This window comes from Klenkia taihuensis (assembly GCF_900112525.1).
Classification (GTDB): Bacteria; Actinomycetota; Actinomycetes; order Mycobacteriales; family Geodermatophilaceae; genus Klenkia; species Klenkia taihuensis.
Genome location: NZ_FOMD01000005.1, coordinates 81,499 through 104,292, shown reverse-complemented (window position 1 = coordinate 104,292; position 22,794 = coordinate 81,499). Strand labels below are relative to the sequence as shown.

At 71.0% G+C, this 22,794-nt stretch carries 17 protein-coding genes and 1 pseudogene; 11 read left to right on the top strand and 7 right to left on the bottom strand.

Annotated features, from left to right (window positions below; translation table 11 throughout):
* Nucleotides 1-191 precede the first annotated feature (191 nt).
* The 7 genes from BM158_RS19520 (at nucleotide 192) to BM158_RS19490 (ending at nucleotide 6,732) form a co-directional block, all read left to right on the top strand.
* A complete protein-coding gene (locus BM158_RS19520) occupies nucleotides 192-1,508 on the top strand; it encodes an ATP-binding protein (protein ID WP_308430542.1) in 1,317 nt (438 codons plus the stop codon).
* Nucleotides 1,505-2,605, top strand: a complete 1,101-nt coding sequence (locus BM158_RS19515; RefSeq protein WP_229827361.1) for a C40 family peptidase — start codon at nucleotides 1,505-1,507, stop codon at nucleotides 2,603-2,605. Before BM158_RS19520 ends, BM158_RS19515 begins: the two co-directional genes overlap by 4 nt.
* Nucleotides 2,602-3,060: a conjugal transfer protein gene (locus BM158_RS19510; protein WP_131802084.1), complete on the top strand. Its 459-nt coding sequence runs from the start codon at nucleotides 2,602-2,604 to the stop codon at nucleotides 3,058-3,060. The genes BM158_RS19515 and BM158_RS19510 overlap by 4 nt, the downstream gene beginning before the upstream one ends.
* Before the next feature lie 114 nt (nucleotides 3,061-3,174).
* Nucleotides 3,175-3,474, top strand: coding sequence for a hypothetical protein (locus BM158_RS19505; protein ID WP_091563599.1), 300 nt, complete (start codon nucleotides 3,175-3,177; stop codon nucleotides 3,472-3,474).
* On the top strand, nucleotides 3,474-4,751 hold the full coding sequence (locus BM158_RS19500) for a hypothetical protein (protein WP_091563596.1): 1,278 nt from the start codon (nucleotides 3,474-3,476) through the stop codon (nucleotides 4,749-4,751). Before BM158_RS19505 ends, BM158_RS19500 begins: the two co-directional genes overlap by 1 nt.
* On the top strand, nucleotides 4,751-6,232 hold the full coding sequence (locus BM158_RS19495; RefSeq protein ID WP_091563594.1) for a type IV secretory system conjugative DNA transfer family protein: 1,482 nt from the start codon (nucleotides 4,751-4,753) through the stop codon (nucleotides 6,230-6,232). Before BM158_RS19500 ends, BM158_RS19495 begins: the two co-directional genes overlap by 1 nt.
* Nucleotides 6,229-6,732 (top strand): hypothetical protein, encoded by a 504-nt coding sequence (locus tag BM158_RS19490; RefSeq protein ID WP_091563592.1) that lies wholly within the window; start codon nucleotides 6,229-6,231, stop codon nucleotides 6,730-6,732. Before BM158_RS19495 ends, BM158_RS19490 begins: the two co-directional genes overlap by 4 nt.
* A gap of 147 nt (nucleotides 6,733-6,879) precedes the next feature.
* Here BM158_RS19490 and BM158_RS22890 read toward each other — a convergent pair.
* Together BM158_RS22890 and mobF are read right to left on the bottom strand one after the other, a co-directional pair.
* Nucleotides 6,880-7,152 (bottom strand): annotated as a pseudogene (locus BM158_RS22890) (matrixin family metalloprotease); the annotation flags it as partial.
* A gap of 1,286 nt (nucleotides 7,153-8,438) precedes the next feature.
* Nucleotides 8,439-13,538 (bottom strand): MobF family relaxase, encoded by a 5,100-nt coding sequence (gene mobF, locus BM158_RS19485; protein ID WP_131802083.1) that lies wholly within the window; start codon nucleotides 13,536-13,538, stop codon nucleotides 8,439-8,441.
* Nucleotides 13,539-13,799: 261 nt separating this feature from the next.
* On the opposite strand from mobF, the gene BM158_RS19480 reads away from it, so the two are divergent.
* The 3 genes from BM158_RS19480 to BM158_RS21915 all read left to right on the top strand — a co-directional run bounded on the left by BM158_RS19480 (nucleotide 13,800) and on the right by BM158_RS21915 (nucleotide 16,760).
* Nucleotides 13,800-15,326, top strand: a complete 1,527-nt coding sequence (locus tag BM158_RS19480) for a ParB/RepB/Spo0J family partition protein (protein ID WP_091563587.1) — start codon at nucleotides 13,800-13,802, stop codon at nucleotides 15,324-15,326.
* 281 nt (nucleotides 15,327-15,607) lie between these two features.
* Nucleotides 15,608-16,105 (top strand): hypothetical protein, encoded by a 498-nt coding sequence (locus tag BM158_RS19475; protein ID WP_091563585.1) that lies wholly within the window; start codon nucleotides 15,608-15,610, stop codon nucleotides 16,103-16,105.
* 247 nt (nucleotides 16,106-16,352) lie between these two features.
* Nucleotides 16,353-16,760, top strand: coding sequence for a hypothetical protein (locus BM158_RS21915; protein ID WP_165629036.1), 408 nt, complete (start codon nucleotides 16,353-16,355; stop codon nucleotides 16,758-16,760).
* 215 nt (nucleotides 16,761-16,975) lie between these two features.
* Here the strand turns inward: BM158_RS21915 and BM158_RS19460 are convergent, their stop codons facing one another.
* From BM158_RS19460 to BM158_RS19450, 3 genes are all read right to left on the bottom strand, one after another.
* Nucleotides 16,976-18,415: a diguanylate cyclase domain-containing protein gene (locus tag BM158_RS19460; protein WP_131802082.1), complete on the bottom strand. Its 1,440-nt coding sequence runs from the start codon at nucleotides 18,413-18,415 to the stop codon at nucleotides 16,976-16,978.
* Nucleotides 18,416-18,540: 125 nt separating this feature from the next.
* Complete coding sequence (locus BM158_RS19455) at nucleotides 18,541-19,449, bottom strand: dioxygenase family protein (protein ID WP_091563577.1); 909 nt, start codon at nucleotides 19,447-19,449, stop codon at nucleotides 18,541-18,543.
* 39 nt (nucleotides 19,450-19,488) lie between these two features.
* Nucleotides 19,489-20,067 carry an NADPH-dependent F420 reductase gene (locus BM158_RS19450; protein WP_091563575.1) on the bottom strand — a complete coding sequence of 193 codons (579 nt, stop codon included), beginning with the start codon at nucleotides 20,065-20,067 and terminating at the stop codon, nucleotides 19,489-19,491.
* A 313-nt stretch (nucleotides 20,068-20,380) separates the two neighbouring features.
* On the opposite strand from BM158_RS19450, the gene BM158_RS19445 reads away from it, so the two are divergent.
* Entirely contained in the window at nucleotides 20,381-20,698 is a 318-nt protein-coding gene (locus tag BM158_RS19445; protein ID WP_091563573.1) for an NIPSNAP family protein, read from the top strand.
* A 48-nt stretch (nucleotides 20,699-20,746) separates the two neighbouring features.
* Here BM158_RS19445 and BM158_RS19440 read toward each other — a convergent pair whose 3' ends face one another.
* Both BM158_RS19440 and BM158_RS19435 read right to left on the bottom strand, forming a co-directional pair.
* Nucleotides 20,747-21,985: a DUF3500 domain-containing protein gene (locus tag BM158_RS19440; protein ID WP_229827362.1), complete on the bottom strand. Its 1,239-nt coding sequence runs from the start codon at nucleotides 21,983-21,985 to the stop codon at nucleotides 20,747-20,749.
* Complete coding sequence (locus BM158_RS19435) at nucleotides 21,982-22,794, bottom strand: fumarylacetoacetate hydrolase family protein (RefSeq protein WP_229827363.1); 813 nt, start codon at nucleotides 22,792-22,794, stop codon at nucleotides 21,982-21,984. The genes BM158_RS19440 and BM158_RS19435 overlap by 4 nt, the downstream gene beginning before the upstream one ends.

Sequence of the window (22,794 nt, the reverse complement as noted above, 5' to 3'; positions counted from 1 at the left end):
CGAGGAATGCCGGGGGTGGCCGGGGACTCGCTCGGCTGATGTCCGACTTCCACCACGACCTCCCGACCACGGCACCGGGGCCGGTCCGCCACGTGGATCGTGGTCCGTTCGGCGCGTCGGTCGGACGGCGTGGGCGGGCCGAGGTCGCCGGCGGGTGGGCGGCGGTACCTGCTCCGATGGCGGTGTACCGGATGACGACGGAGCAGGTCGGTGGTGTCTGGCCGTTCATCGCGGGCAACGGTCTGTCGTCCTCGGGGGCGCTCCTCGGCATCGACTACCTGTCCGGCGGTGCGTTCGCCGCGGACCCCATCGGCTGGACGCTGGGTGGTGTCGCCGGGGTGACCAACCCCAACATGATCGTGTTCGGGGCACCGGGTCGGGGGAAGTCCGGGACGGTCAAGATGTTCGCCCTCCGGCAGATGGCCTACGGCTACCGCACCCTCGTCCTGGGCGACGTGAAGGACGAGTACGCGCCCCTGTGCAGCGCTCTCGGCGTCGAGCCGCACGCCGTCGGCCATGGCTTGCCGGCACGGATCAACCCATTGGACTTCGGCCCGCTGGGCAACGACTGGACGGCGCTGTCGAGGGCGGAGGCACAGCGACGGGCCGCGATGGTGTTCGCTCGCTGGCTGCTGCTGGTGCGGGGCCTGGTCGGGTCGCAGAACGTGCCGTTCGGGCCCACGGCCGAGACCGCTGTCGGCCACGTGCTGCGTGACGTCACCGGCTACAGCGACGGCGGCGATCGCCTGCGGGAGATCACCATCCCGCAGCTGTGGCATGCCCTGCGGGAGCCGGGGGACACCCTGGTCGATGCCTGCCGGTACGCCGACCGTCAGCACTTCCTCGACGACACCCGACCGGTGCGCGACGCGCTGGGCGCCCTCGTCACCGGCCACCTCGCCGGTCTCTTCGACGCTCCGACGACCGTGCAGGTCGACTGGCGGGCGCCGATCCAGTCACTGTCCCTGTCGAGACTGGAACCGCTCGGGGACCAGGCCGTCGGGGTCGCGCTGACCTGCCTCAACTCGTGGGGCCGAGCGATGACCCAGGTTGCCGAACCCGGGGACCTGCGCATCGTCATTAGGGACGAGTGCTGGAAGCAGATGCGTCTGGGTACCGACGCGGTCAAGTCGCTCGACGCCGACCTCCGACTGTCCCGGAACGACGGCTGCATCCAGATCGTCGTCGCCCACAAGCCCTCCGACATGCTGACCGTCGGCGACGCCGACAGCCAAGCGGTCGCCATCGCACGGGACCTGCTGCACCTGTGCGCGACCAAGGTGCTCCTCGGTCAGGACGAGCAGATCGGCGATGAACTGTCCGGCCTGCTGGGCCTGACCCCGATGGCCGAGCGCATCGTCACCGACTGGGCCGCCGCGGGCCGGGGCCGGGCCCTGTGGATGGTCGGCAGCCATGTCGCGAAGGTGCAGACCGTCCGGACCTCGGTCGACGTGGCCTTGACGAACACCAACGACGCCATCGCCGCCCCTGGGGGCGAGGACAAGTGACCACCAGTCAGGGCGCGGCGAAGGGCGTCGCCGTGGCCGTCGTCCCGGTGGTGTCCGTCGTGACGGCAGTCCTGATGGTCCTGACGGGCGGTGGTGCAACACCGGCGGGAGCGGCGCCGGGCCTCTGCGCGGGCGCAGGCTCGGGCCAGACGGTCACCGGCGTCGAGCTCGATGCCGACCAGATGGGTCACGCCTGGACCATCGTGTCGACGGTCGCCGAACGACAGCTCCCGGTACGAGCTGCGGTCATCGCGGTGGCCACCGCCTACACCGAGTCCCGGCTGGTCAACTCCGCCGTGCAGACCGATCACGACTCCGAAGGGCTGTTCCAGCAGCGGGTGTCGATCTACACCGAAGCCGTTGCCATCGACCCCGTCCGGTCGACCAACGCGTTCCTCGACCGGATGGTCGACGTCCCCGACTGGGAGACCAGACCCATGGGTGACGTCGCGCAGGCAGTCCAGATCTCGGCCTACCCGGATCGGTACGCACTCCACGTCGGACTGGCGGACGAGGTCGTGGGACAGATCTGGCCCACCGCGAGCAGCACGGCGGGTGCCGCGGGCACCAGCGACGCCGCCGCGATCTGCCCCGGCGCAGGTGGTGCACGGCCTGTGGGTGAGTTCGTCGGCCCGATGGGCGGCAACACCACCGGGACGACGACCGTCCCGGCCGGTCTGGTCATCAACGGGTCGCCGCAGGGCGTGGCTGCTGTTCAGTACGCCCTCGCCCAACTCGGCAAGCCCTACGTGTGGGCGGCCGCAGGACCCAACTCCTTCGACTGCTCCGGTCTGACCATGGCGGCGTGGGCTGCGGGCGGGGTCGCCCTGCCGCACAACGCCGCAGCCCAGACCGGGCACGGCACCCCGGGCGCCATCAACCTCACCGATGCGGTGGGGGGTGACCTGGTCATGATCCCGGGCGCAGGCGGGACCGCACTGCGCCCGGGGCACGTCGGGATGGTGGCCGGCTACGTCGACCAGGAGGACGGCCGCCACCTCTACCTGGTGCACGCCCCCATGACCGGGGTGCCCGTCATCGTGACCGAGGCCAGCCGGTGGTCCGGCCAGGTCGTGGCTGTTCGGCACATCGGATGAGCGCTCCGCTGCGCCGCGTGCGGGACCCGCAACCGGCAGGTCGCGGCTGGGAGCTCGCCGTCATCGGCACGGCCGTCGTCCTCGGCGCGATGGCGAGCGTCGCGCTCGCGGCCGTCGGGATCGCCGCCTCGCTGTGGGGCCATGGCTGGGTGTGGCCAGCCCAAGCAGCCGACGTGGGACCGGTCGTGGTCGGCCTCATCCGAGGACGGCTCGGGGCCGGTTACTCCGCCGGCCAGGTGGCCCAGCTGGCTGGGCCCGTGCCGACCTACGTCGTGATCGCCGTCGGCGAAGTGCTGCTCACCGTTGCGGCGGTGTCGGCGTCCCTCGCCGTGCGGGACCGGCTCCGAGCAGGGAAGACCGGCATGGCCACCCGGCGACAGGCCGAGGACGCCCTCGGTGTGTCCCGACTGCGCGCGGCGCGGGCCGTCATCCGCCCCGATCTCGACAGCCGCTGACCGCCGTCCACAGCCCGCAGCAGATCTGTCAGCTGTCCACAGGTCCGGCGACCTGCTCCTCATGACGTCGCAGGGGACCTGACGGTCGTGCTTCGACCCTGACCGAGGAGAACCATGCAGACCACCAACGGCCTGACCACACGAGACAAGGTCCGGCTCGCCGCCGTGTTGTTCGCCACCGCAGGTAGGCACCGTCTCGCGGGCCGTTCCGTAGCCCTGCACAGCCTGGCCGCGTGCGCTGCCCTGGGCGTCCACACCGGGCCCGTGCCGCCGGTTCCTGACCATCCCGGGCCCGACGTGCTCATCACGCGAGCGCTGCGCGCCCTCGGCGAGCTGCACGCGGACGATTTCGCGCAGCCGGCGGTCGTCCAGGCAGCCCGGCACGGCCGCCGTGCGCTGATCGCGGTCCGCTGATGGCGACGTCGCTGGGCCAGCTCCTCGACGGGCTGGTCGACATCGCCGAGCGGGTGGAACGGACGGCGTCGGACCAGGCTGATGCCGCGACGGCCCTGGGACACCTCGGCCGCGCACTGAGCCACCTGCGCCGCGACGGACTGTCGACGGACAGCCGCCGTGGCCTTGAACGGGACGTCGCCGGACTCGCCACCGCCTGCACCGAGCTGGCCCGGCATGCACCGGCCGGTGAGGGACCCATGGCGGGGCTGGCCGGCGCGGCGGCCGACAGCCTTGCTGTCCTGCACAGCCAAAGCACGCTCTCCTCGCGGTGGGCGGTGGCGACGCTGATGGCCGACGCGGTCACGCCCCTGGCAGCCGTCCTCCAGCCGACCGCCGCAGCCGCGACTCAGCGGGTCGAGCAGGTCGAACGGTGGTCGCTGCGCGTCCAGCAGACCGCTGCACTCCACCCGCCGTCCAGCGTCGACGCCGCGCTGCTCGACCGACCCTTGGCCGGCGCCGAGCGGATCACCGGACGGGGCCCGGTGGACGTCGTCCCCGATGCGGTGGCGGTCCTGCTCCGGGCAACCAGCGCGACGGCCCACCTGCCGTCGGTGGCGGAGGTCCTGACCTACGCCGTGGCGGCCGAGACGGTCACCGCGCTCGCGCAGCAGCTGGACACGTCGGCACCGCTGGGCACCGGCCACCTGGCTGCACCGGGCTGGCGTGCAGTTCGGGAGGCGCTGCGGCCCTACGACGACGGCAGCAGGCGGCCACAGCCCTACGCCCCGCCGCCGGTGATCGCGGCCGTCCGCCTCCAGCAGAGCCTGACCAGCGCGCCGCCCGAGGTGCTGCTCGGTGACCAAGCGGTGCGAGGCGTGGTCGCTGCCGCCGCGCAGCACATGCCGACGCTCGCCGTGCAGCTGCTGTACCGGACCGTCAGGACGTGGGCCGACGACGGCAGTCTGGTCGCCTTCGCCCGCGACCTCCCCCCGCGCGAGGATCGACTGGCCCCCTACCTGCGCGGCTACCAACCGGCCGGACTGGTCCGCGCGAATGCGGCCGATCTGCAACCGGTCGTGGGGGCTCTGCACAACGCGCGACTTCTGTCGCTGGCGGTCGCCGTACGGATCGACGAAGCACACCCGCCGGGCTTCCCGCGGCGTGCCCAGGCCGCCAACGCGGAGATGCTGCGCCGGCCCGAGGCAGCTGGCGCGCTCGAGGCCGCCAGCCGGGAGGCCGCGAGGCAGGTGCTGCTCGGGCGGCAGCGACCGCAGGGCCACACGAGGGCCCGTTGATGCGCCGGCCGCGGTTCGACCCTCTTGACGTCGGCTGGCGGCTCGGCCGATCTGCGGTGCCGTCGGGCGTCGACCTGTGGTGCCGGTACGACCGCACCACAGGGGTCTTCGGTGAGCAGGGCTCCGGGAAGACCCTCGACCTGCTCGCGCCGGCTCTGCTCGCTCACCGCGGAGGTGCCCTGGCGACGCTGACCAAGGTCGACGACCTGCTCCTGACCGTCGGACGTCGCCAGCACCCGGTGCGACCCGGGGGTCCGGCCCGGCCGGTCGCCGTCCTGGACCCGTTCGGCGCTGCGCCGGGTACCCCCGAGCTGGTCTGGGACCCCGTCGCCGGGTGCGTGGACCCGCGAACTGCAGAACGCAGGGCCAAGGCGTTCTCGGCGGGCACGGTCAGCGGCGCCGTCTCCGGCGGACGCCAGGACGGTGCGGCGCGCTTCTACGCCGCCGAGACCGCCAAGGTGCTCCAGGGCTTCCTGCATGCTGCCGCGCTGACCGGACGCACCATCGACCACGTCCTGGAGTGGGTGGCCAACCCCGTCGCGGCCGAACAGCCGGCGGAGATCCTTCAGCAGCACCCGCACGCCGCCCGCTTCTGGGACGGGTTGCTGATCGGCGCGCTGCGGGGGAGTCCGGACACCGTCGGCAACACAATCACGACCGCGCAGCAGGCCATGGCCCTCTTCTTCCAGCCCGATGTTCGCCGCCGATGCGTACCCGCGGCCGGCCGCCCGGCGACCGATCTCGTCGACCTCATCCGGAACGACGGGACCATCTACCTGCTGGGCCGGGAGGACCCCTACGCCTCGGCCGCGCCCCTCATGACCGCCGTCGCCGAGCATGTCCTGGACACCGCCCTGCACCTCGCGACGTCGTCCCCGCACGGGCGCATGACGCCGTCCTTCCTGGCCTGCCTTGATGAGTTGCCGTCCACGGCGCCGCTACCGACTCTGCGGGTGCGGATGGCCAACGAGCGCGCGCTCGGGCTGTCATTCATCTACGCCACCCAGACCTGGAAGCAGATGGTCGTCGCCTACGGGGAGGACGAGGCCCGCTCGCTGTTCGGGTTGACGAACAACCTGATCGTGTTCGGCGGGGGCAAGGACGTGCACTTCTACCGGGAGCTGTCCGAGCTGCTGGATGACGTCCGGATCAGCCGCAGCACCATCACGGACGGCCCGGGCGGCGCGGGCTCGTCGCGCTCGGGGGAGGACGTCCGTGTGCTCCGGCCTGGTGACTTCCGGACGGTGCCGGAGCGGCACGTCGTCGTGATCGCCGGGACCGCGCCGCCGATCATCGCGCGACTGCGCAGATGCCTGGACGGTCAGGACGGGCGTCGCCTGTCCGAGGAGCTGGCCACTGCGCGGGTGGCTGTGGATGCCGCACGGTCCCGTGCAGATGACGTCGACGTGCGGACGGAGGCGGCGCTCGGGTATGCCCGCGCGAACTGGATGACCGCACCGGACTCACCTGGTACGCCGTGATCGTGCTGCCGTTCCCGGCGCCGCCGCTGGCCGTGCTCGCCGCGCTCGACCTGCTGAGGTCGGTGCACGGTCGCGAAGGCGGGCAGGCCTTCCCGGCGTCGGCTGTGGCGGAGCTGGAGCGCCCGTGGGAGCCGGCGTCCTGCACAGCGGAGCTTGCAGAGAGCATCTGGTCGTGGTGCGACGACGTCGTGCTGTGGCTCAACCACGAGTTCGCCTGGCGCCCGGCGCAGCTGATCCCCGCGTGCTGGCGGGAGCACCCGCACATTGCCCGAGAGCTGCCGGTGCTTGCAGTACTTCGGTGGGAGGCTGAGGCGTCGGCCGCCCCCGGGCAGATCGAGGACTGGAACCGGTACGCCTTACCCACGTTCTGCGATCGGATGACCGACCGGCTGGGGGAAAGCACGTGCCGAACTGGGCGGCATCAGGCCTGGCCAGCTCAGGGTCGATACGCACATTCGGCGTCGCAACAAAGAATGGCCGGACGAGGTCCTGTCCCTTGAACCGTGGCGCAACAGGCGCCTAGCGAAGACCGTATGTGTCAAACATTCCAGTCCAGTCACCTCGTCCAAGAGTCTCCTGGAATGTCGAGCAGGGAGTGACGAATGGACTATGGTCTGCTGTCGATGATCGACGTTGGGCTCGGGAGTGTGACCTAAACCGAAGGTATGACCCCATTCGTGAGTCATGACCGCAAGGAGAGAGTATGACGAAGTGCACGTCGAGGGGACAGCGCCGGTCAGCCAGCTCCATTCGGGGTCGATCTTGATGTCTCCTCCAGTGATCTCCTTGCCGATCAAATAGTTGATGTTGTAGGTGCAAGCCACGGCGAGGGTGGTGCTCGTCTCGATTGACCCCCAATCCACAATGTTGTATCCGTCCGATCCTGAACATGTTCCGTTGCCCACTGCACTGCCAGACATGGATGTAGTCCCGTTGTAGGTCTGACTTGCTGCAAAATTGCGAGGGAGCCCACAGTCGTTGTAGCCTGCCAGAAGATCAACGACACCTGAAATGATCTGCTGCTGGTAATAGGACGCGGCGGAAGAGCCGGCTCCGCCCCGTACGCGAGAGTTGTTGTAGTACCAAACGCGATTGTCCGACTCTTTGCCATAAAGATTCGTGTAACTGTAGTCAGTGCATGCAGACTGCCCTCCGACTTGGCCCTCGCTGATGGGGCCAGCAGGTTGTGGGTGCGCGCTGAAGTCTGCGATGAGCTCATCTACCACTAGCTTTCCGTCGCTTTCGACCGTGAGTGAGAACTGAGCCTCGCCCCCGATTCGAAGCGCGTTTGCCCCGACGCCGTATCCGGGCGCCGGAACGACGATAGATAGACCGGTCGTCTCACTGCGGGCGACGACTCCGGTTAGATCGCACAGCATGGAAAGCGGTACTAGCTCCGCAACTAGGACCGACGGAGCGAGGTCGCAAGGGTCTGGCGCGGCGTTCGCCGGGGTTGCGACGGACGTCAGAAGGACGCCGCATCCAAGTATGGCTAGGATAAAGGCCCGGTTTCACACAGCTCGCTCCTCGCACAGGAAACGCTCAGCACTGTGACAGGCTTCACCCCGTGATGGCAAGAGTCAGGCCGCCAGGCGGCGACAAATTCTTGTTTGCGACTCGCCGCAGGACAGGCCGGCCAGCAGATCGAAAGTCCATTGACCGTCGGTCCGGTCTCGTAAGGGCCGCAGGGCCGCGGGTCCAGGGTGGACCGTGCAGTTGAGTCATGACGAGCGGGCGCCGGTCAAGGCGAGGGCGACGCTAGGGCGCCTACTTTGAATGATCGGAGGGAAGCTGCCTACTACGTCGGCGGCGGCGCAGCCTTGAAAGAACTGCAACCACGGCTCCGCTGAGAGATGCCAAGACGACAGCCAAGACGTAATTTGGGCCGCCCTGCTGCTGGCAGCTGCTTCCTCCGCCGACCCCGTCGACGCACACGCCTACTCCGCTACTTGTGCCCAGGAGCACCGCTAAACCCACGACCACAGCGACGCCCACTGCGATCGTCAACGTCCGACTGGTCATCTGAGCTCCATGCTAAGCGTCGTCTGGCGCCACGATACGAGCGCGCGTCTTTATACGCGAGGGTTGGCCCTTGAAGGCTGAAGTCCAGATCTCGTTCTAAGACGCGCTGCGCTCCTGTACGTAGGCGTGGCAGCCGATGTCTCTCGGTCGCCGGGGCAACGGCAGAACGTCCCCGGTGCGAGCATCAGGACGGCAATCTATGGCACCTCGCGGCTCGAGGAGGCGGTGCTGCCCTCGTAGAACCGGGCTCTTGCTGCACCGCTTGCCGAGCGCGGGGGATGCTCTCGCGCCCAAGCTCTCCGATGTCTCGCGATTCGGCCGTCCGATGCCGCACGGGTGAAGTCAGCAGGTCGCCGACGGCGAGAGCTTCTTGCAGCGCGATGTCGGGTGCGATGCCGGTTCGGGCCACGACCTGTGTGAGCAGGGCCGCCCATGTCGTTACGGGTGTAGCCGCGATGACCTGGGCGGCCCGCCGGGTAGCCGCGACCTGACCCTCGACGGTGGCCAAGTCCTTAGCGAATTCGTCCATCCGTGCCTCGACCAGCGCCCCAGCCAGGCTCGGCGAAGCCCTCAACGCGGTCGCCAACGCCGGGGCCCCGGCGCGGTGCAGGAAGCCAGCTGGGTCCTCACCGTCGGGCAGCGTCAGTGATCGCGCCTCGGTTCGCGTGCCCAGCCGCCAGAAGATGCCCTCCGCCGAGCGTCGTCCCGCATCGTCGGAGTCCATTGCCACGATCGGTCCCCGCTGGTCGTCGCGAACCGCAGAGAGCAGACGTTCGGCCTGCGGTTCGGTAAAGGCGGTGCCCAGTGGTGCGACGCCGATGAAGTCGCCGGCGCCGGCCATGGTCACCGCGAGGGCGTCGAGGGGGCCTTCGACCAGGACAGCAGTCGCTCCGCGGGCGATGTCACGGCGGCTCTCCACGAGCCCGAACAGCTGTTGCCCCTTGGTGAAGGCGACGGTCTCGGCGGTGTTCAGGTACTTCGGCGAAGCGGGGTGCGGTTGCGTGTCGGCGTCGGGGTGGCGTCGACCGATCCAGCCGACGATGCCGTCATCGTCCTGGATCGCGAACATGACGCGGTCACGGAAGCGGTCAACTACTCCGCCCCTGGTTGTCCTGCTTGCTAGCCCCGATGCGAGCAGCTCCAAGTCGCTAGCACCGCCACGTCGGAGGTAGTCGACGAGGCCTGTCCACTCTTGCGGTGCAAGGCCGATGACGTGGTTGGTGGCGTTGCTGGGGTCGGTGCCCAGACGCTCGGCGAGGTAGCTCTGTGCCCAGGAGCCGGGGTAGGCATCGGCGAAGAAGTCTGCGGCGAGCTGGTTGAGCTGCAGCACCCGTGCTCGGGACGGACCGATTTCACCGTAGCCCGGGGCTGCGACCACGGGGTCCACCGTCGGGGAGGGATCGAGACCCTCGACGACAGCGAGCTGTGCAGGGTCCGGGCTGCGGAGGCGCAAGTGTTCGACCAGGCGCCACCACAATGCGGCCGCAGGCAGCTCATCCGGCAGCGGGTTGATAGTCACGGCCTCGACCAGGGAGGCGCCGTTCGGGTCGTCCATGCGCCGGTCGACGAGCCGATCGAGGAGGACGGGCCAGAAGGGGTCGTTGATGAGGTCGGGAGCTGCGTCGCGCAGCTGGGCGGCCCATCGGACGGCGCCCGCGGTCGCTTCGCTTACGCACCGGCGGACACGGTCGTCGAGCCCCTGCTGTGCGGCGAGGTCGGCCGCTGTGCTGCTGGGGGCGCCGGTGGGGCGTGGGTCTGTCCGTTCGACGCCGGCAGCTGCTCGCCAGACCGCGAGGTCGCGGACCAATTCGTGGTCGGGGATGAGGGGTCTGGCCCATGGTGGGGCCGAGTTCGGGGTCCAGGACTCGGCGTCCTCGGCGATCGCTGTCGCGAGCTCGTGCACGCGGCGGGCACGCCGACCCAGGTAGTCACCCCAGGTGGGAGCGTCCGAGACGGCGCGCGGGATGGCGGGGAGCCAGGGGAGCGGTGGCGGCGGTCCGTCGGGGGTCGGCGCCCCTATGCGCCAGTCGAGGACGGCTGCGGCGTCGCGGGCGCCGTCCAGGCCTCGAGGGTCGACGGAGGCTTCCCGCAGTAGCGATGGTGCGTCGTGCCCGGCCGCGCCGTGCAGCGCGAGGTCGGCGCGCAGTGCCGGGTAGGCGGGTTCGTCGGTCAGGCCAGGGACGGCGGTCTCGGCTGCGTGGTCGATGGCGGCCATCCCGCCCGGCCCGACCAGCTCCTCGGCCGCGGTTCCCAGCGAGTGCACGTAACGGTCGACCTCTGCCGCGAGTTGCTGTTCGGGGTCATCCTCGGCGGCGATGACACTGCTGGCCGACCGCAGGGCGTCGTTCCGCGCAAGGACCCGTCGGAGAACCTCGACGGCAGTGGGAGGCAGAACCCCGTCGCGGGTGATGGCGCTGTGCTCGTCGCCGTCTCCGGTGACGGTGACGAAGGCGTGGTTGGTGTGCCGGCCTCGGGTGAGCGCGACGTAGAGGAGCTGGCGGGATTCGTGGCCGGCCACCACGGTGTAGCTGGAGTCGGCAGTGACGCCTTGGGCGCCGTGGACGGTGGTGGCGTAGCCGAGGCGGAGGTGGTTGCGGACGTAGTCGGGCGGGAGGGTCACGAGCGCGGCCGTCGCCGTGTGGACGGCGTCGACGGCGCCGGAGTGGCGGACTGCAGCGATGGTCCACCGGTCCCCGTTGGCGACCCAGCTCGCCGTCCCGCTGGCCAGCGTCCGGTCGTTCCGACGGCTGATGACGACGTCGCCGGCCGATGCCCTGGTGCCGTCGGCGAGGTCGACCTCCCGTGACGGTGTCCCCTCTCGGGCGAGGCGGTCGTCGCGGGCGCGCAGGTTGAGTTCCCGGACCAGCTCCCGTGTGGGGGCGAGCATCAGCGGATCGAGTCCTGCTGTCCGGTCGGCGGCCCAGGCGTCGTAGGCCTGGTCGACGCAGGACGAGAGGTCGCCGACGTGCAGTCGGCCGCGGTCCGCGTAGTAGGCCAGCGCGGTCGGGTCTCCTTCGCGCAGTGCGAGCGAGACCAAGCCCTCGACGGCGTTCGGCTCGCCGCTCTCGGCGTGGGTGAAGCGGACGACCTCGTCGAGATGGGCGGCGCCGTTGGCGGCTGCCAGGTCGGCGAGCAGTCCACCGGCGCCGATGGGCGCTAGCTGGTGGTCATCGCCGACCAGACGTACCGAGCCGCCCGCGGCCACGACTGTGGCGATGACGGCGGCGAGGTCGTGGGTGGTGGCTGCACCGGCTTCGTCCACGATGACGAGGGATCCCGGTCCGATGGAGCTCAGCCAGGCCGGCGGGTCGATCCCGGTCTGCGCTGCGTGCACGAACTTGGCCACCGTGTCGGTTGCGTCGGCGAGCTGCTCCCGTAGGACGGAGCTGGCGGCGGCGGTGGGCGCGAGCCCGACGACGGTGCCGCCACCGGCTCGCCAGGCGATGGCCAGGGCGCGAAGGGCGGTGGTCTTGCCGGTGCCTGCGGGCGCGACGGCGACCTGCACGCGGGCGCCGGAGGTGGCGAGGGCACGGACGAAGCCCGCCTGGCCGGGGTTCAGGGTCGGCCCCGATTCGGCCGCGATGAGCAGGGCGCTCTCGACGGCCGAGCTTGGGGTGGTGTGTCCGTCGAACCGTCCGGCCGCGTCGATAACCGCGCGTTCTGCTTCGAGGACCGCGTCCGAGGTGTGGACGGCAGAGTCGGCGGTCTCGAATACCGACGCGCCGTCCCGGCGTCGAAGTGCGGCTGGCTCGCCGTCCTCCCGCATCGGTGTGAGGCGGACCGACATGGGGGGTGACATCGCTCGGCTGACGATGGTGTCGACCACCAGATCGAGTTCTCGTGCGGGCACTCCTGCTCGCCGGACGAGCCGCTCCCCTTCGGCTCGGAGATGGGCCTCGTTCCAGGTCGCTCGTGATTGCCCGACGCGGTCGACCGTCGCCTGTGCCGCCTGGTCCAGCCATCCTGAAGTGATGTCGGAGCCGGCTCGGCCGCCCGCCCGGTGCAGGGCATTGTTGACGTAGCTGTCGAGGTGGTGCTTGTCGCCGAGCACGATCAGCGCCTCGGCTCGCCAGGTCGCGCGCTGTTCCGCGTGCGTCAGCGGTTCATGCTTGGCTTCACGGGTCTCGAGGTTGGCCTGCTGGGCGAGGTGGATCGCTTCCCGCGCGGTGGGTGGTCGTCCGTGATCGGTCTGGAACGCAGCGCTCAGGACTGCTCGCCTCGTGTTGATGGCAGCTCGTCGGGATGACCACAGGCGGGGGAGCGGCCCGTCGATTCCGACGATCTCGCGGACCGGCCGCTTGCCGGGCTCGTCGTCCTGCCGGTCAGCGAAACACACACCCAGCCGTTCGACGAGGAAAGCCTCGATGCGGGTGTTGTACCGCTCGGAGGCTGCGACGGTGTTCTTGTAGACGGGGCGCCCATCGAGAGCGAGCCAACGACCCCCGATGGTCTGGACCTTGTTGCTGACGGCGACGTGGGTGTGCAGATCGGGGTCGCCGGCCCGCGAGTCGCGGTGGGTGAACGCTGCGGCGAGCAGTCCCCGCGCGTCGACCTGGGCGACTCCGTCACGGCCGGTGCGGGTGTAGGTGGCGCGGTCCTCCAGCCAGGCCACGACATCCGCCACGGCGTCGGCGTGGGCTTTCTCGATGACCTCGGCGACGTCCCGGGGGGCGATGGCCCACAACGTCGAGACACTCTTGACTGGGCTGAACGCGAGGTCGTAGCCCGCCACCGCGGTGGTCCGCTGCCGAGAGAGCCGCGCGAGGTGGCCCGACAGCTCCCTGGGATCTAGCGGGTCTCGGCCGAAGGTCTCTCGGAACATGTCGGTGGCGACGGCTGTGCGGATGCGGGCGCGGTCCTCCGCGGGAACCGGTGCCGTCCCCCGTTCACCTCGGGCCGCGTTGGACTCGCGGTACTCGACGGCGCAGCGCCGCCGGAACTCGTTGGCCGCCGGGAAGACCCGGTAGGGCGCACCCAACCGTGACGCCCGCTCAGCCGCGACGGGCACGCCCCCCGCCTCGACGACGGCCCTCTCCACGTCGGTGCGGTTGGGGTGACGTCCTTCCCCGAACAGCGCCCGCATCTGCGCCTCGGTCACCTCCGGCCCGAGGGGCGGCCCGCTGAGCCCGTCGAGGCCGCGGCCCATCCACCGCCCGGGCGCTTCGCCCCGCGCGGTGTAGTACGACGACAGCCCACCCGGAGTGGGTTCAGTCGTGTCCTGCGCAGCGACCTGGCGGCTGAGGTAGGCGTACCCGTCCCCGGCGGTCAGCTTGTGCACCGTCATCACACACAGGGCAGGGAGCCCCGGGGCCGCCCGGCTGTCACCCGTTACGCAAGAGGTGTGTCGGCGGAGTGGGTGCCTTCTGGTCGGCGGCCGGAGTGGGCCGCGGCGGGTGGTCCGAGAGCGTCAGGTCCGTCCATCGTCCACAGGGCAGGTTGCCGATGCCCGGTGTCCACAGCTGACGGGGATGAGCCCTGCTAGGAGCGGTGACGGACGAGGATTGATCTTGATCGACCGTCCCTTCGTCACCCACTGGAGCCCGTCATGACCGCCATCGAGAGCGTTTCCCCCGCCCTGTCCGTGAGCGAACGGGAGCTGGTCGACATCGACCCGGCCGCGTTGCTGGTCGACCTCAACGTCCGTCACGACGACCGTCTGGACCCCGACTTCTGCGGCAGCATCGCCGAGCACGGCGTCCTGGTCCCGATCGTCGCCGTCCGCACTGTCGACGGGTGCCTGCGGGTCCGTTACGGCCACCGCCGCACGCTGGCCGCCGTCAAGCTCGGCCGCACCTCCGTGCCGGTGGTCGTCGTCGCGGACGAGAGCTGCGACGACGCGGGAACCGTGGAGCGGCTGGTCACCCAGTGGGCGGAGAACGAGCACCGCGCCGGCCTGACCAACGCTGAGCGGATCGACGTCATTGGCCAGCTGTCAGCATTCGGGGTCAGCCCCACCCAGATCGCTCGCCGCACCCGAGCGAGCAAGACCGATGTCGCCGCTGCCCTCGCCGTCACCGGGTCCGAGCTGGCCAAGGCCGCCACCGCCCGCTACGACTTCCTGGACCTCACCCAGGCCGCCACCGTCGCAGAGTTCGACGCCGACCCTGAGGCGGTCAAGGCCCTGGTGGTCGGCGCGCGCGATGGCCGGTTCGACCACGTCGCCCAGCGGCTCCGCGACGAGCGCACCGCCGCCGCCCATCGCGCTGCCGCCGCCGACCGGCTGATGACGGCTGGAGTCCGGGTCGTCGACACCCCCGCAGCCGGTGAGGCGGCGCTCCCGCTGCACCGGCTCACCGATGCCGACGGAGGCGAGCTGGCGGTGACCGGGCACGCTGCGTGCCCCGGTCACGCCGCCTACATCGCCGAGCGCTACGGCTGGGTCGACGACGACGGCCAGCCCATCACCAGCATCGAGGGCCAGAACGACGACGAGGACGACGGGGAGGAGGAGACCGAGGGGTCGGTGGGGGAGCGGCATTGGCGCCCTCGCCCGGTTCCGGTGTTCGTCTGCACCGACCCGGTCACCCATGGGCACCGCGACCGGTGGTCCACCACGGGCAGCAGGGGAGCCGCGCGCATCCCGGCCGAGGAGATGACCGAGGACCAGCGCGAGACCGCCCGTGCCGATCGCCGCGACGTGATCGAGTCCAACAAGGCCTGGGGCAGTGCAGAGACCGTGCGGCGGGAGTGGCTGCGTGCTCTGGGTACTCGTAAGTCCGTACCCAAGGGCACCGCTGCGTTCGTTGCCGGTGCGCTCGCCCAGGACGCCGACCTGCTGGCCGACGTCGGCGGCAACCACCTCGCCGCCGATCTGCTCGGGGTGGCGTCGGGTGCCTACGGCCGGTCGGCCGAGCTGGTTGCGCTGGTGGGGAAGGCCACCGAGGCGCGCGCGCTGGTGCTGACGCTGGTCTTCGTGCTGGCCGCGTACGAGGCCCGCACCGATCGCAACGACTGGCGCTCCTTGCGTGCGGCCACCGGCCGCTACCTGGGCCACCTGCAGACCCTCGGGTATGCCCTGGCCGACGTCGAGCGCCGCGCTTGCGGTCAGGAACCCCTGTCCAGAAACAACTGATCCTGCTGAGTCGGGGTCGTGCCGCCGGGTGCGGCCCCACCGCAGGTCAGCACCATCGAGGTGAGGTGCGACCGCCGCCGGCGACCGCTCCGGGCTGGGTGCCCGCGCCGGTTCGCAGCTGGCGCGTCCGTGAGCTCCAGACCACTCGACGGGTACGGCGCCAACCTCACCTGCCCGCGTTCCTCGACCACCCCCCGGGGGGCAGACGCCCGTGAACCATCACCCAGCTGTGGCTGGCTGGGACCCTCGACAGACCGGCACCAGCCACCAAGGAGAACCCCGTGCTGTTCGCACCCCGCGCCGCCGACCTCGACCCGGTCGACCTGGAGTCTGCGCTGCTGCGCGCCGCCATCGGTGATTACACCTCTGAAGCCGCCATCCTGCTGCTGGCCAACGCAGGCCACTGGCTTCCCGCCCTCGCTGCTGCCGACCTCATCACCGTCGACACCGACGAGGACGACACCGCACCTCCCACCGGCCAGGTCCCCGGCGTGGCCTGGGCGGCCATCGCCTGGACTGAGCTCGACGAAGCTGTGCGCGTCGGCCGCATCGAGGGCAGCAGCGGCCAGCTGCGCATCCTCCGCTCGGCAGCGTCCATCGCCGATGGTCGGCCCGTCGACCTCGGCGACGTCGCGTCCGGCCTGGACCGGAGGCACCTTCAGCTGCTGTTGGCCGCCCTGTCCCACGCCGGCGGCAGCCACGAACACCACGACGCCGATGCGGGTACGCAGGTGGGCGAGCAGATGCCGCCGCTGGTGCCGTGGCCGGCCCGAGACTGACTGACGGCGCACGTGCCCTACCCGCCCCGGCCCCAGCTGCGGCCCCTGCCGCAGTTCGTCGGAACAGCCCGCAGTGGCACTGTGCTCGATCGGCAGCTGCAGGACCGGTTGGAGTCCTTCGTCGTCACCGCCTACGTCGAAGGTCGGTCGCTGCGGGAAATCGCCGAGCTGGTCGACCGGTCTCAGACCGCCGTTCGCCGCGTGCTGAACAAGCACCGGATCCCGCGCCGCGCTGTCGGCGCTGCCCGTGGAGTTTCTAACCCTCGAGGACGGCACCGGAACGTCGCGAGACCTGGTCGAACATGCGTGCGATCTTTGGGTGGTGGGTTCGAACAGGCGCTACCCCGAAGCGGGTGCGCAGCGTGCCCAGGAGCGCCGGCTGCAGGGCGCCCGGCGCCGCGGCACTCTCCACACACTCACGCCCGAGCAGCTGCAGCTGACCACCCGGGTCGTGTCGCTCGCGCCTGAGCGCGGTCCCATGCGGGCTTTGGCGTGGCTGAAGTTCGGTGATACCGACATCCGCTGCACGGTCCAGGTCAAGCGCTGGACGGTCGACGCCGTCGGCATCGAGCTCCAGGTGGGGGAGGAGCGGTTGCGCTGCTGGGTGTGGCAGGGCGCTGTCGAACGGGTCGAAGGCCCGACCGCCCACGCCTGATGCCGCGGGTGTTGTGGTCCATCACCGCGTTCCGAGACGCCGGCAGGAACAACTGGATCATCACCGCCGGCGGTGATGACACGCTGGGTCAGTCGCGCCGCGTTGCGTCCGTGGTGCTGGCACCCCGGGCCGGTCGCGAAGGGGACCGAACTCGGCTCTAGCGCAACCGATGATCGGTCGGGTGGATGCGGTCGGAGGGGCGCCGAGGCGTGTGATCAGGCGCGTCGGGCCTCGGTGCGTCGACGCCGTTTGACGCGGTACATGGCTTCGTCCGCGCGGGTGAGCAGGTTCTCGGGGGAGGAGTCCGTGCGGCTCAGGGCTATCCCGACGCTGATGCCCAGCTGGTGCACCGTCTCGGTCGAGTGGATGGGCTCGGCCAGCGCGGCGGTGACCCGGTCGGCGACGGCCTGCGCGTGCGGCGCGGTGTCCACACCTGGGCACAGCAGGACGAATTCGTCGCCACCGATGCGGGCGACGGTGTCGCCGGGGCGGACGGCGTCGAGCAGGCGGACGGCGGCCTGGGCGAGCACGTCATCCCCGGCGGCGTGGCCGAAGTCGTCGTTGACCGCCTTGAACCCGTCGAGGTCGCAGTAGAGGAGCGCCAAGGACCCGGCGTCGCGGTGAATGGCCTGCAGGGCGTGCGCGAGTCGGTCCATGAGCAGGGTGCGGTTGGGGAGTCCGGTGAGGGCGTCGTGCATGGCGGCGGTCCGCAGCTGCTCGGCCAGCTCGTGCTGCCGGGTGACGTCGGCCATCGCGACGACTGCTCCGACGCATTCGCCGTGGGCGTCCTGGATGGTGGTGCCGGAGACCGAGACGATCCGGGGAGGCTTCCCGTGTGCGCGGATGACCATCTCGGCGTCGGTGATGCGGCCCTCGTCGAACACCCTCATCAGCGGGATGCGGTCAACGGGGAGCGGTGTCGTGCCGTCGGCCTGGTAGAGGTCGTAGGCGCTGGCCAGCTCGGCGGGGGTCAGGGCCGCGTCGGTGTCCTGTCCGTGCCAGTGCCTGCTGACCTGGTTGAACAGCGTGACCCGGCGGTCGGCGTCCGCTGCGACCACCCCGACCGGCAAGGCCTCCAGCAGAGCATTCTCGAAGGCCCGGGTCCGGCTCAGCTGGTCGTTGACGCGAGCCAGCTCCGCCCGGGCCAGCTCGCTGCGCCGGTGGGCGCGGCGCCCGACCAGCAGGGCCACCACCACCTCGGCGAGATCTCCCAACCTGTCGAGCTGGTCGGGGGAGAGATGGCCGGGCGCGAGGTCGAACACGCACAGGCTGCCGATGGAGACCCCGTCGACGAGCAGCGGTGCACTGGCGTACAGCCGCACGGTGGAGCGGCGGCCGTCCACCCAGGGGTTGTCCGCGAAGCGGTCGTCGGCGGAGGCGTCCGGGACGTGCACCACGGTGCCGAGCCGGCCGGCGACATCGCACATCGATTCGTGCCTGGGCGAGTCCTCGCCCGGAAATCCTGTGGCGCTGGGTTGGCACTGGCGTTCGGTGTCCAGCAGGTTGATCGCGGCGTAGGGGACCCCAGCCACTGCTGCAGCGACCCGGACCACGGCGTCGAGCTCAACGTTGCCAGGGGTGTCGAGCAGGTCGAGGTCGGCCAGCAGGAGATGCTGCTGGGACCTGAGGCCGGCCTCGTCGAGCAGAGCTGTCATGTGGTGCACAACGGACCGGGTGCGGCCTGGCTTGAGGCCTGGCTGGGACGATCACCCGCCCGGGTCCCCTGGACGGCGGACGGCTCAGGATCAGGGCCACGGACGCCGCGCGGCGGGCCCGTCGATCACGCTGCCTGGAACGACCGTCGAGAGAGGCCCACGCCGTAACCTTCGAGCATCGTCGTCACCGGGGCCGCGGGGTCGGTGGCCGCCCCGAGAGCGACGAAGAGCGGCGTGAAGTGCTCGACGGTGGGGTGCGCGTAGGGCATCCCGGGCGCGGCGTCGCGGAACCGGGCGAGCTCGGCGACGTCACCGCGGGCCAGGGCGTCGGCGGCCCAGGCGTCGAAGTCCACGGACCAGGCCGGCGCCGTGTTCTGGGTGAAGTTCTCGCGGGTGAGGAACGGCAGGCCGTGGGTCATGTGGCCCGAGCCGACAACCAGGACGCCGGACTCCCGAAGAGGTCGCAACCGCTGGCCGAGCGCCAGCAGCTCGTCGGGGTCCTCGGTGGGCAGGCTCAGCTGCAGAACCGGGACGTCCGCGGACGGGTACATGATCTTCAGCGGTACCCAGGCGCCGTGGTCGAGGCCGCGGCGGGTGTGCTGATGGACCTGCTGGGTGTCGGGCATCAGACCGGCAACGGTCCGAGCCAGGTCCCCGGCGTCCGGGGTGTCGTAGCGGAAGGCGTCGTAGAGCGGGTCGAAGCCGCCGAAGTCGTACACCAGGTCCGCGGGCCGGTCCGCGCTCAGCGAGAGCGGAGCGGACTCCCAGTGCGCGGAGACGACGAGGATCGCCCTCGGCTTCGGGAGCGAACGGGCCCAGTCGTGCAGCGGGTCGAGCCAGTCATTGCTGGCGAACGGCATCGGCCCCCCGCCGTGCGAGACGTAGAGGCTGGGCAGGGGCCCGTCCTCGGGCGTCCACGTCCGGTGGGGGGCCGCCTGCTCGAGGGCCTGGGCCCGGCGCAGGTGCCCGGCGAAGGGGTGTGCAGCCGGGATACGGGCGTCGGCGACCTGGGTGGTGGTGGGGGTGGTGGGCACGGTGGCTCCTCGGCTGCAGGATGGGTGGGGGAGGAGGTGTCAGGCGACGACGGCGAAGCCCGCGGTCCAGGACACCTTCTCGGTGGCGGCCAGGGTGAGCTGCAGGAAGCCCAGGGCCTCGAGCTCGCGGGCCCGGCGGAGGGAGCCGGCGTCGACGGCGCGCAGGCCACCGGCGGTGACGATCGCGGCCAGCTGGGCCTTCGCGTCCGCGTCGTCCCCGGCGATCAGGACGGTGGTGGGCTGCTGCCCACCGACGGTGCCGGAGGCCAGCGTCGCGCCGAAGGTGGTGTTGAACGCCTTGAGCACACGCGAGTCGGGCAGGGCTGCGGCGACCTCGGCCGCCGCGGAACCATCCGCGGGCACGAGGAGGGAGTCGAACGTGGCGAAGTCGACCGGGTTGGTCACGTCGACGACGACCTTGCCGGCGAGCTCGGCGCCGCGGGTGGACGCGATGCCGGCCAGGGCTGCGTAGGGGACGGCGAGGACGACGACGTCGCCGGTCACCGGCGTGGCCGTGTCGTTGCTGCCGAGGAGCTCGACGGTGTTGTCGCCGGCCTGCGCGATCGAGGCGATGACCGAACCCATGGTGCCGGTACCCAGGATGCTGATGTGTGCCATGAGAGCTGCTCCTTGCCGAAATTATTGAAAGTTCATGTTCCGCCCTGCACAAGCCTTCGGCACTCGCAGCCGTTCCTGCCCGTCTTGTGATCCCGCGCACGGACCGCTCGCCCCATCTGGGACGGGTGCGGACGCGCGAGTGCCATCCAGGTCGGGGGCTCACGACCACAGGGGACGACCGGAGCCCGGATCCGGCCTCGCGCGTGGGGTGACGCGAGCCCGCGGGCATCGTCCTGCGAGGATCGACGGGTGCGGTGGAACGACATCGTCCGATGGTGCGACGGCCCGCTGCCCTACCCGAGGAGACCCCCCCTTGTTCGAGCTCCGCACGTACACCCTGGCCTCCGTCGAAGCCCTTGAGCGGTACGAGACCGTGCACTGGGCCCGGCACATCCCGAGCCTCGCGGCGGCTGGCGTCACCACGCACGCCATCTGGCGCCAGGAGCCGGCCGACGCGCCGACGCTCATCGCGTTGGTGTCCTACGCCGACGGTGCGGACCCCGGCGCCGTCACCGCCGAGTACATGAGCAGCCAGGCGTTCCGGGACGACATGGCCGGCTTCACGATGTCCGACATCGTCGCGGTGCACTCCGTCTTCCTCGCGCCGGCCGAGGCCTCCCCGCTGCGCTGAGTCCCCACCGTGCCCGGCGGACGCCTCCGCCGGGCACGGCCGGCTCGTTCAGCGTCCCGCCTGCCACTGGCGCACCCAGGCTCGCCCGTAGTCGTTGCCGTGCGGCGTGCGCAGCACGGTGTGGACATGGAAGGGCTGGGGTGTCCGGTAGTCCAGGAAGACGCCGCAGTGGTGATCGAGCTCGGCGATCAGCACCGGGGACTGCAGGCGGGCGTAGAAGACGTCCCCGGGAGCATGACCACCGATCCAGCTGAACGACGTCTCCGCCCAGTGGTCCCTCACCTCCCGCAGGCATGCCGTCCGCGGACCGTCAGGCAGCAGGGAGACGGCCGTGGCGACCAGGGTCAGAGCTGCGTCCTGCGCCGCCTGCGGTAGGTCGGCCACCTGGACGCCCTCGACCGGGATGACCCGGTTGTCCTGGAACGCCCCCGCCAGGTGCCGCTCGTCACCTGGGTGGACCCGGCCCGGGGGCATCGCCGGGTCCACCATCTGCGCGTAGACGGTGGCAGCGGCCCGCTGGTCCGGGGTCATCGCGTCCATCACCGCCAGGTGCTGTGCTATCCGGTCGCCGAAGGCCCTGTGGCCGGCATCCGGGCCGTCGTCGATCCGGTCGGGCTCGGCTCCCAGGAACACTGGTGACACGATCATCCGGCCCTCGACGACCAGGCAGTTGACCGCGCAGTGGTGGCCGTAGAGCTGCCAGCCCCAAGGTGCCCGCAGGTCGGGGTCGCCGTAGAGCGCGATGTTGTAGCTGAGCTCGTTCAGGATCGCCGGCAACCCGACGACCTCGCCGAGGAAGCCGTTGATCCGCATCATCGCGTGCACCTGGGCGTATCCCTCGGTGGAGAGCGACGCCGCGACCAGCGCCAGCGCGGCCTCCTGGACGGGGACCGGCTGGAACTCCAGCCGGAGCCCGGTGTCGAACTGCATGAACTCCGGGTTCGCCCATGTCTGCCACTCGGGGGCGTCCACCGGGTGCTGCAGCTGCGCCCGGTCGTCGTCGTCGAGCAGCTCGAGCAGCCTGTCGGCGGCGGCGATCATCGCCGACACCGGGGCCTCCTCGCCGGGTGCGGCCGGGGTCAGGTCGTAGAGGTCCTCGCGCAGCGTGCCGTCCTCGGTGATGCCGCGGAAGGGGGCCAGGTACAGCGGCGTCCAGCCCTCGACCAGCCCACCGGTGAACGTGCCGGGGGTGCGGGCGTGCTCGCGGTAGGCGTAGGGGTCCATCCCGCGGACCGAGGCCAGCCGCGGGTGGTCGTGCGGGAAGAGGTACTGCCGGAAGTCCGTCACCGGCCGGCCACCACGGGCGTGGTCAGCGTGCCGAGCCGGTCGATCTCCACCTCGACGACATCGCCGGGCTGCATCAGCCACTGCGGGTCGCGGGCGTAGCCGACCCCCGAGGGCGTGCCGGTGGCCAGCAGGTCGCCCGGGCGCAGCGTGAACGTGCGCGACGCCAGCGCCAGGGTGTCGCCGACGGTGTAGACCATCTCGTCGGTCGAGCCGTCCTGCACGATCTGCCCGTTGACCCGGGTCCGCACCCGCAGACCGTCGCGCAGGTCGCCGACCTCGGCGGCCGGCACGATCGGGCCCAGCGGCCCGGACCGGTCGGCGTTCTTGCCGAGGATCCACTGGCTGGTCAGCTTCTGCGCCCGGCGGGCGGTGATGTCGTTAAAGGTGGAGTACCCGACGACGGCGGCCAGCGCCTCCTCGGGCGTGGCGTCGACCAGCTCGGCGCCGACGTATGCCATCACCTCGCCCTCCCAGTCCAGGCCGTCCTCGTCGACCGGCACCGGGACGCCGACCCCGCCGACCGACAGCGACTGCGTCCAGCGGGCGAACAGCGTCGGGTGCGGCGGCGCGCCCTCGCCGGCGAAGGAGCCCTCGGCGACGTGCTTGAGGTAGTTCAGCCCGATGCAGATCACCCGGGCGCCGGGCAGCACCGGCGGCACCAGCTCGACGTCGGTGACCGCGAGCTCCGGCGCGGCCATCGCGGCGGCCGGGTCGGCGGCCAGCAGGGCGGCGGCGTCGGACCAGAACTCCTCCAGGGTGGCCAGCGCGGTCACCCGGGCGCCGTCCTCGGACAGCGCACCGACCTGCAC

Bases quoted from the DNA above. Each gene is read 5' to 3' on its own strand.
- BM158_RS19520 (WP_308430542.1), top strand. From the start codon at position 192: ATGACGACGGAGCAGGTCGGTGGTGTCTGGCCGTTCATCGCGGGCAAC.
- BM158_RS19510 (WP_131802084.1), top strand. From the start codon at position 2,602: ATGAGCGCTCCGCTGCGCCGCGTGCGGGACCCGCAACCGGCAGGTCGC.
- BM158_RS19505 (WP_091563599.1), top strand. From the start codon at position 3,175: ATGCAGACCACCAACGGCCTGACCACACGAGACAAGGTCCGGCTCGCC.
- BM158_RS19500 (WP_091563596.1), top strand. From the start codon at position 3,474: ATGGCGACGTCGCTGGGCCAGCTCCTCGACGGGCTGGTCGACATCGCC.
- BM158_RS19495 (WP_091563594.1), top strand. From the start codon at position 4,751: ATGCGCCGGCCGCGGTTCGACCCTCTTGACGTCGGCTGGCGGCTCGGC.
- mobF (WP_131802083.1), bottom strand. From the start codon at position 13,538: ATGACGGTGCACAAGCTGACCGCCGGGGACGGGTACGCCTACCTCAGC.
- BM158_RS19480 (WP_091563587.1), top strand. From the start codon at position 13,800: ATGACCGCCATCGAGAGCGTTTCCCCCGCCCTGTCCGTGAGCGAACGG.
- BM158_RS19460 (WP_131802082.1), bottom strand. From the start codon at position 18,415: ATGACAGCTCTGCTCGACGAGGCCGGCCTCAGGTCCCAGCAGCATCTC.
- BM158_RS19450 (WP_091563575.1), bottom strand. From the start codon at position 20,067: ATGGCACACATCAGCATCCTGGGTACCGGCACCATGGGTTCGGTCATC.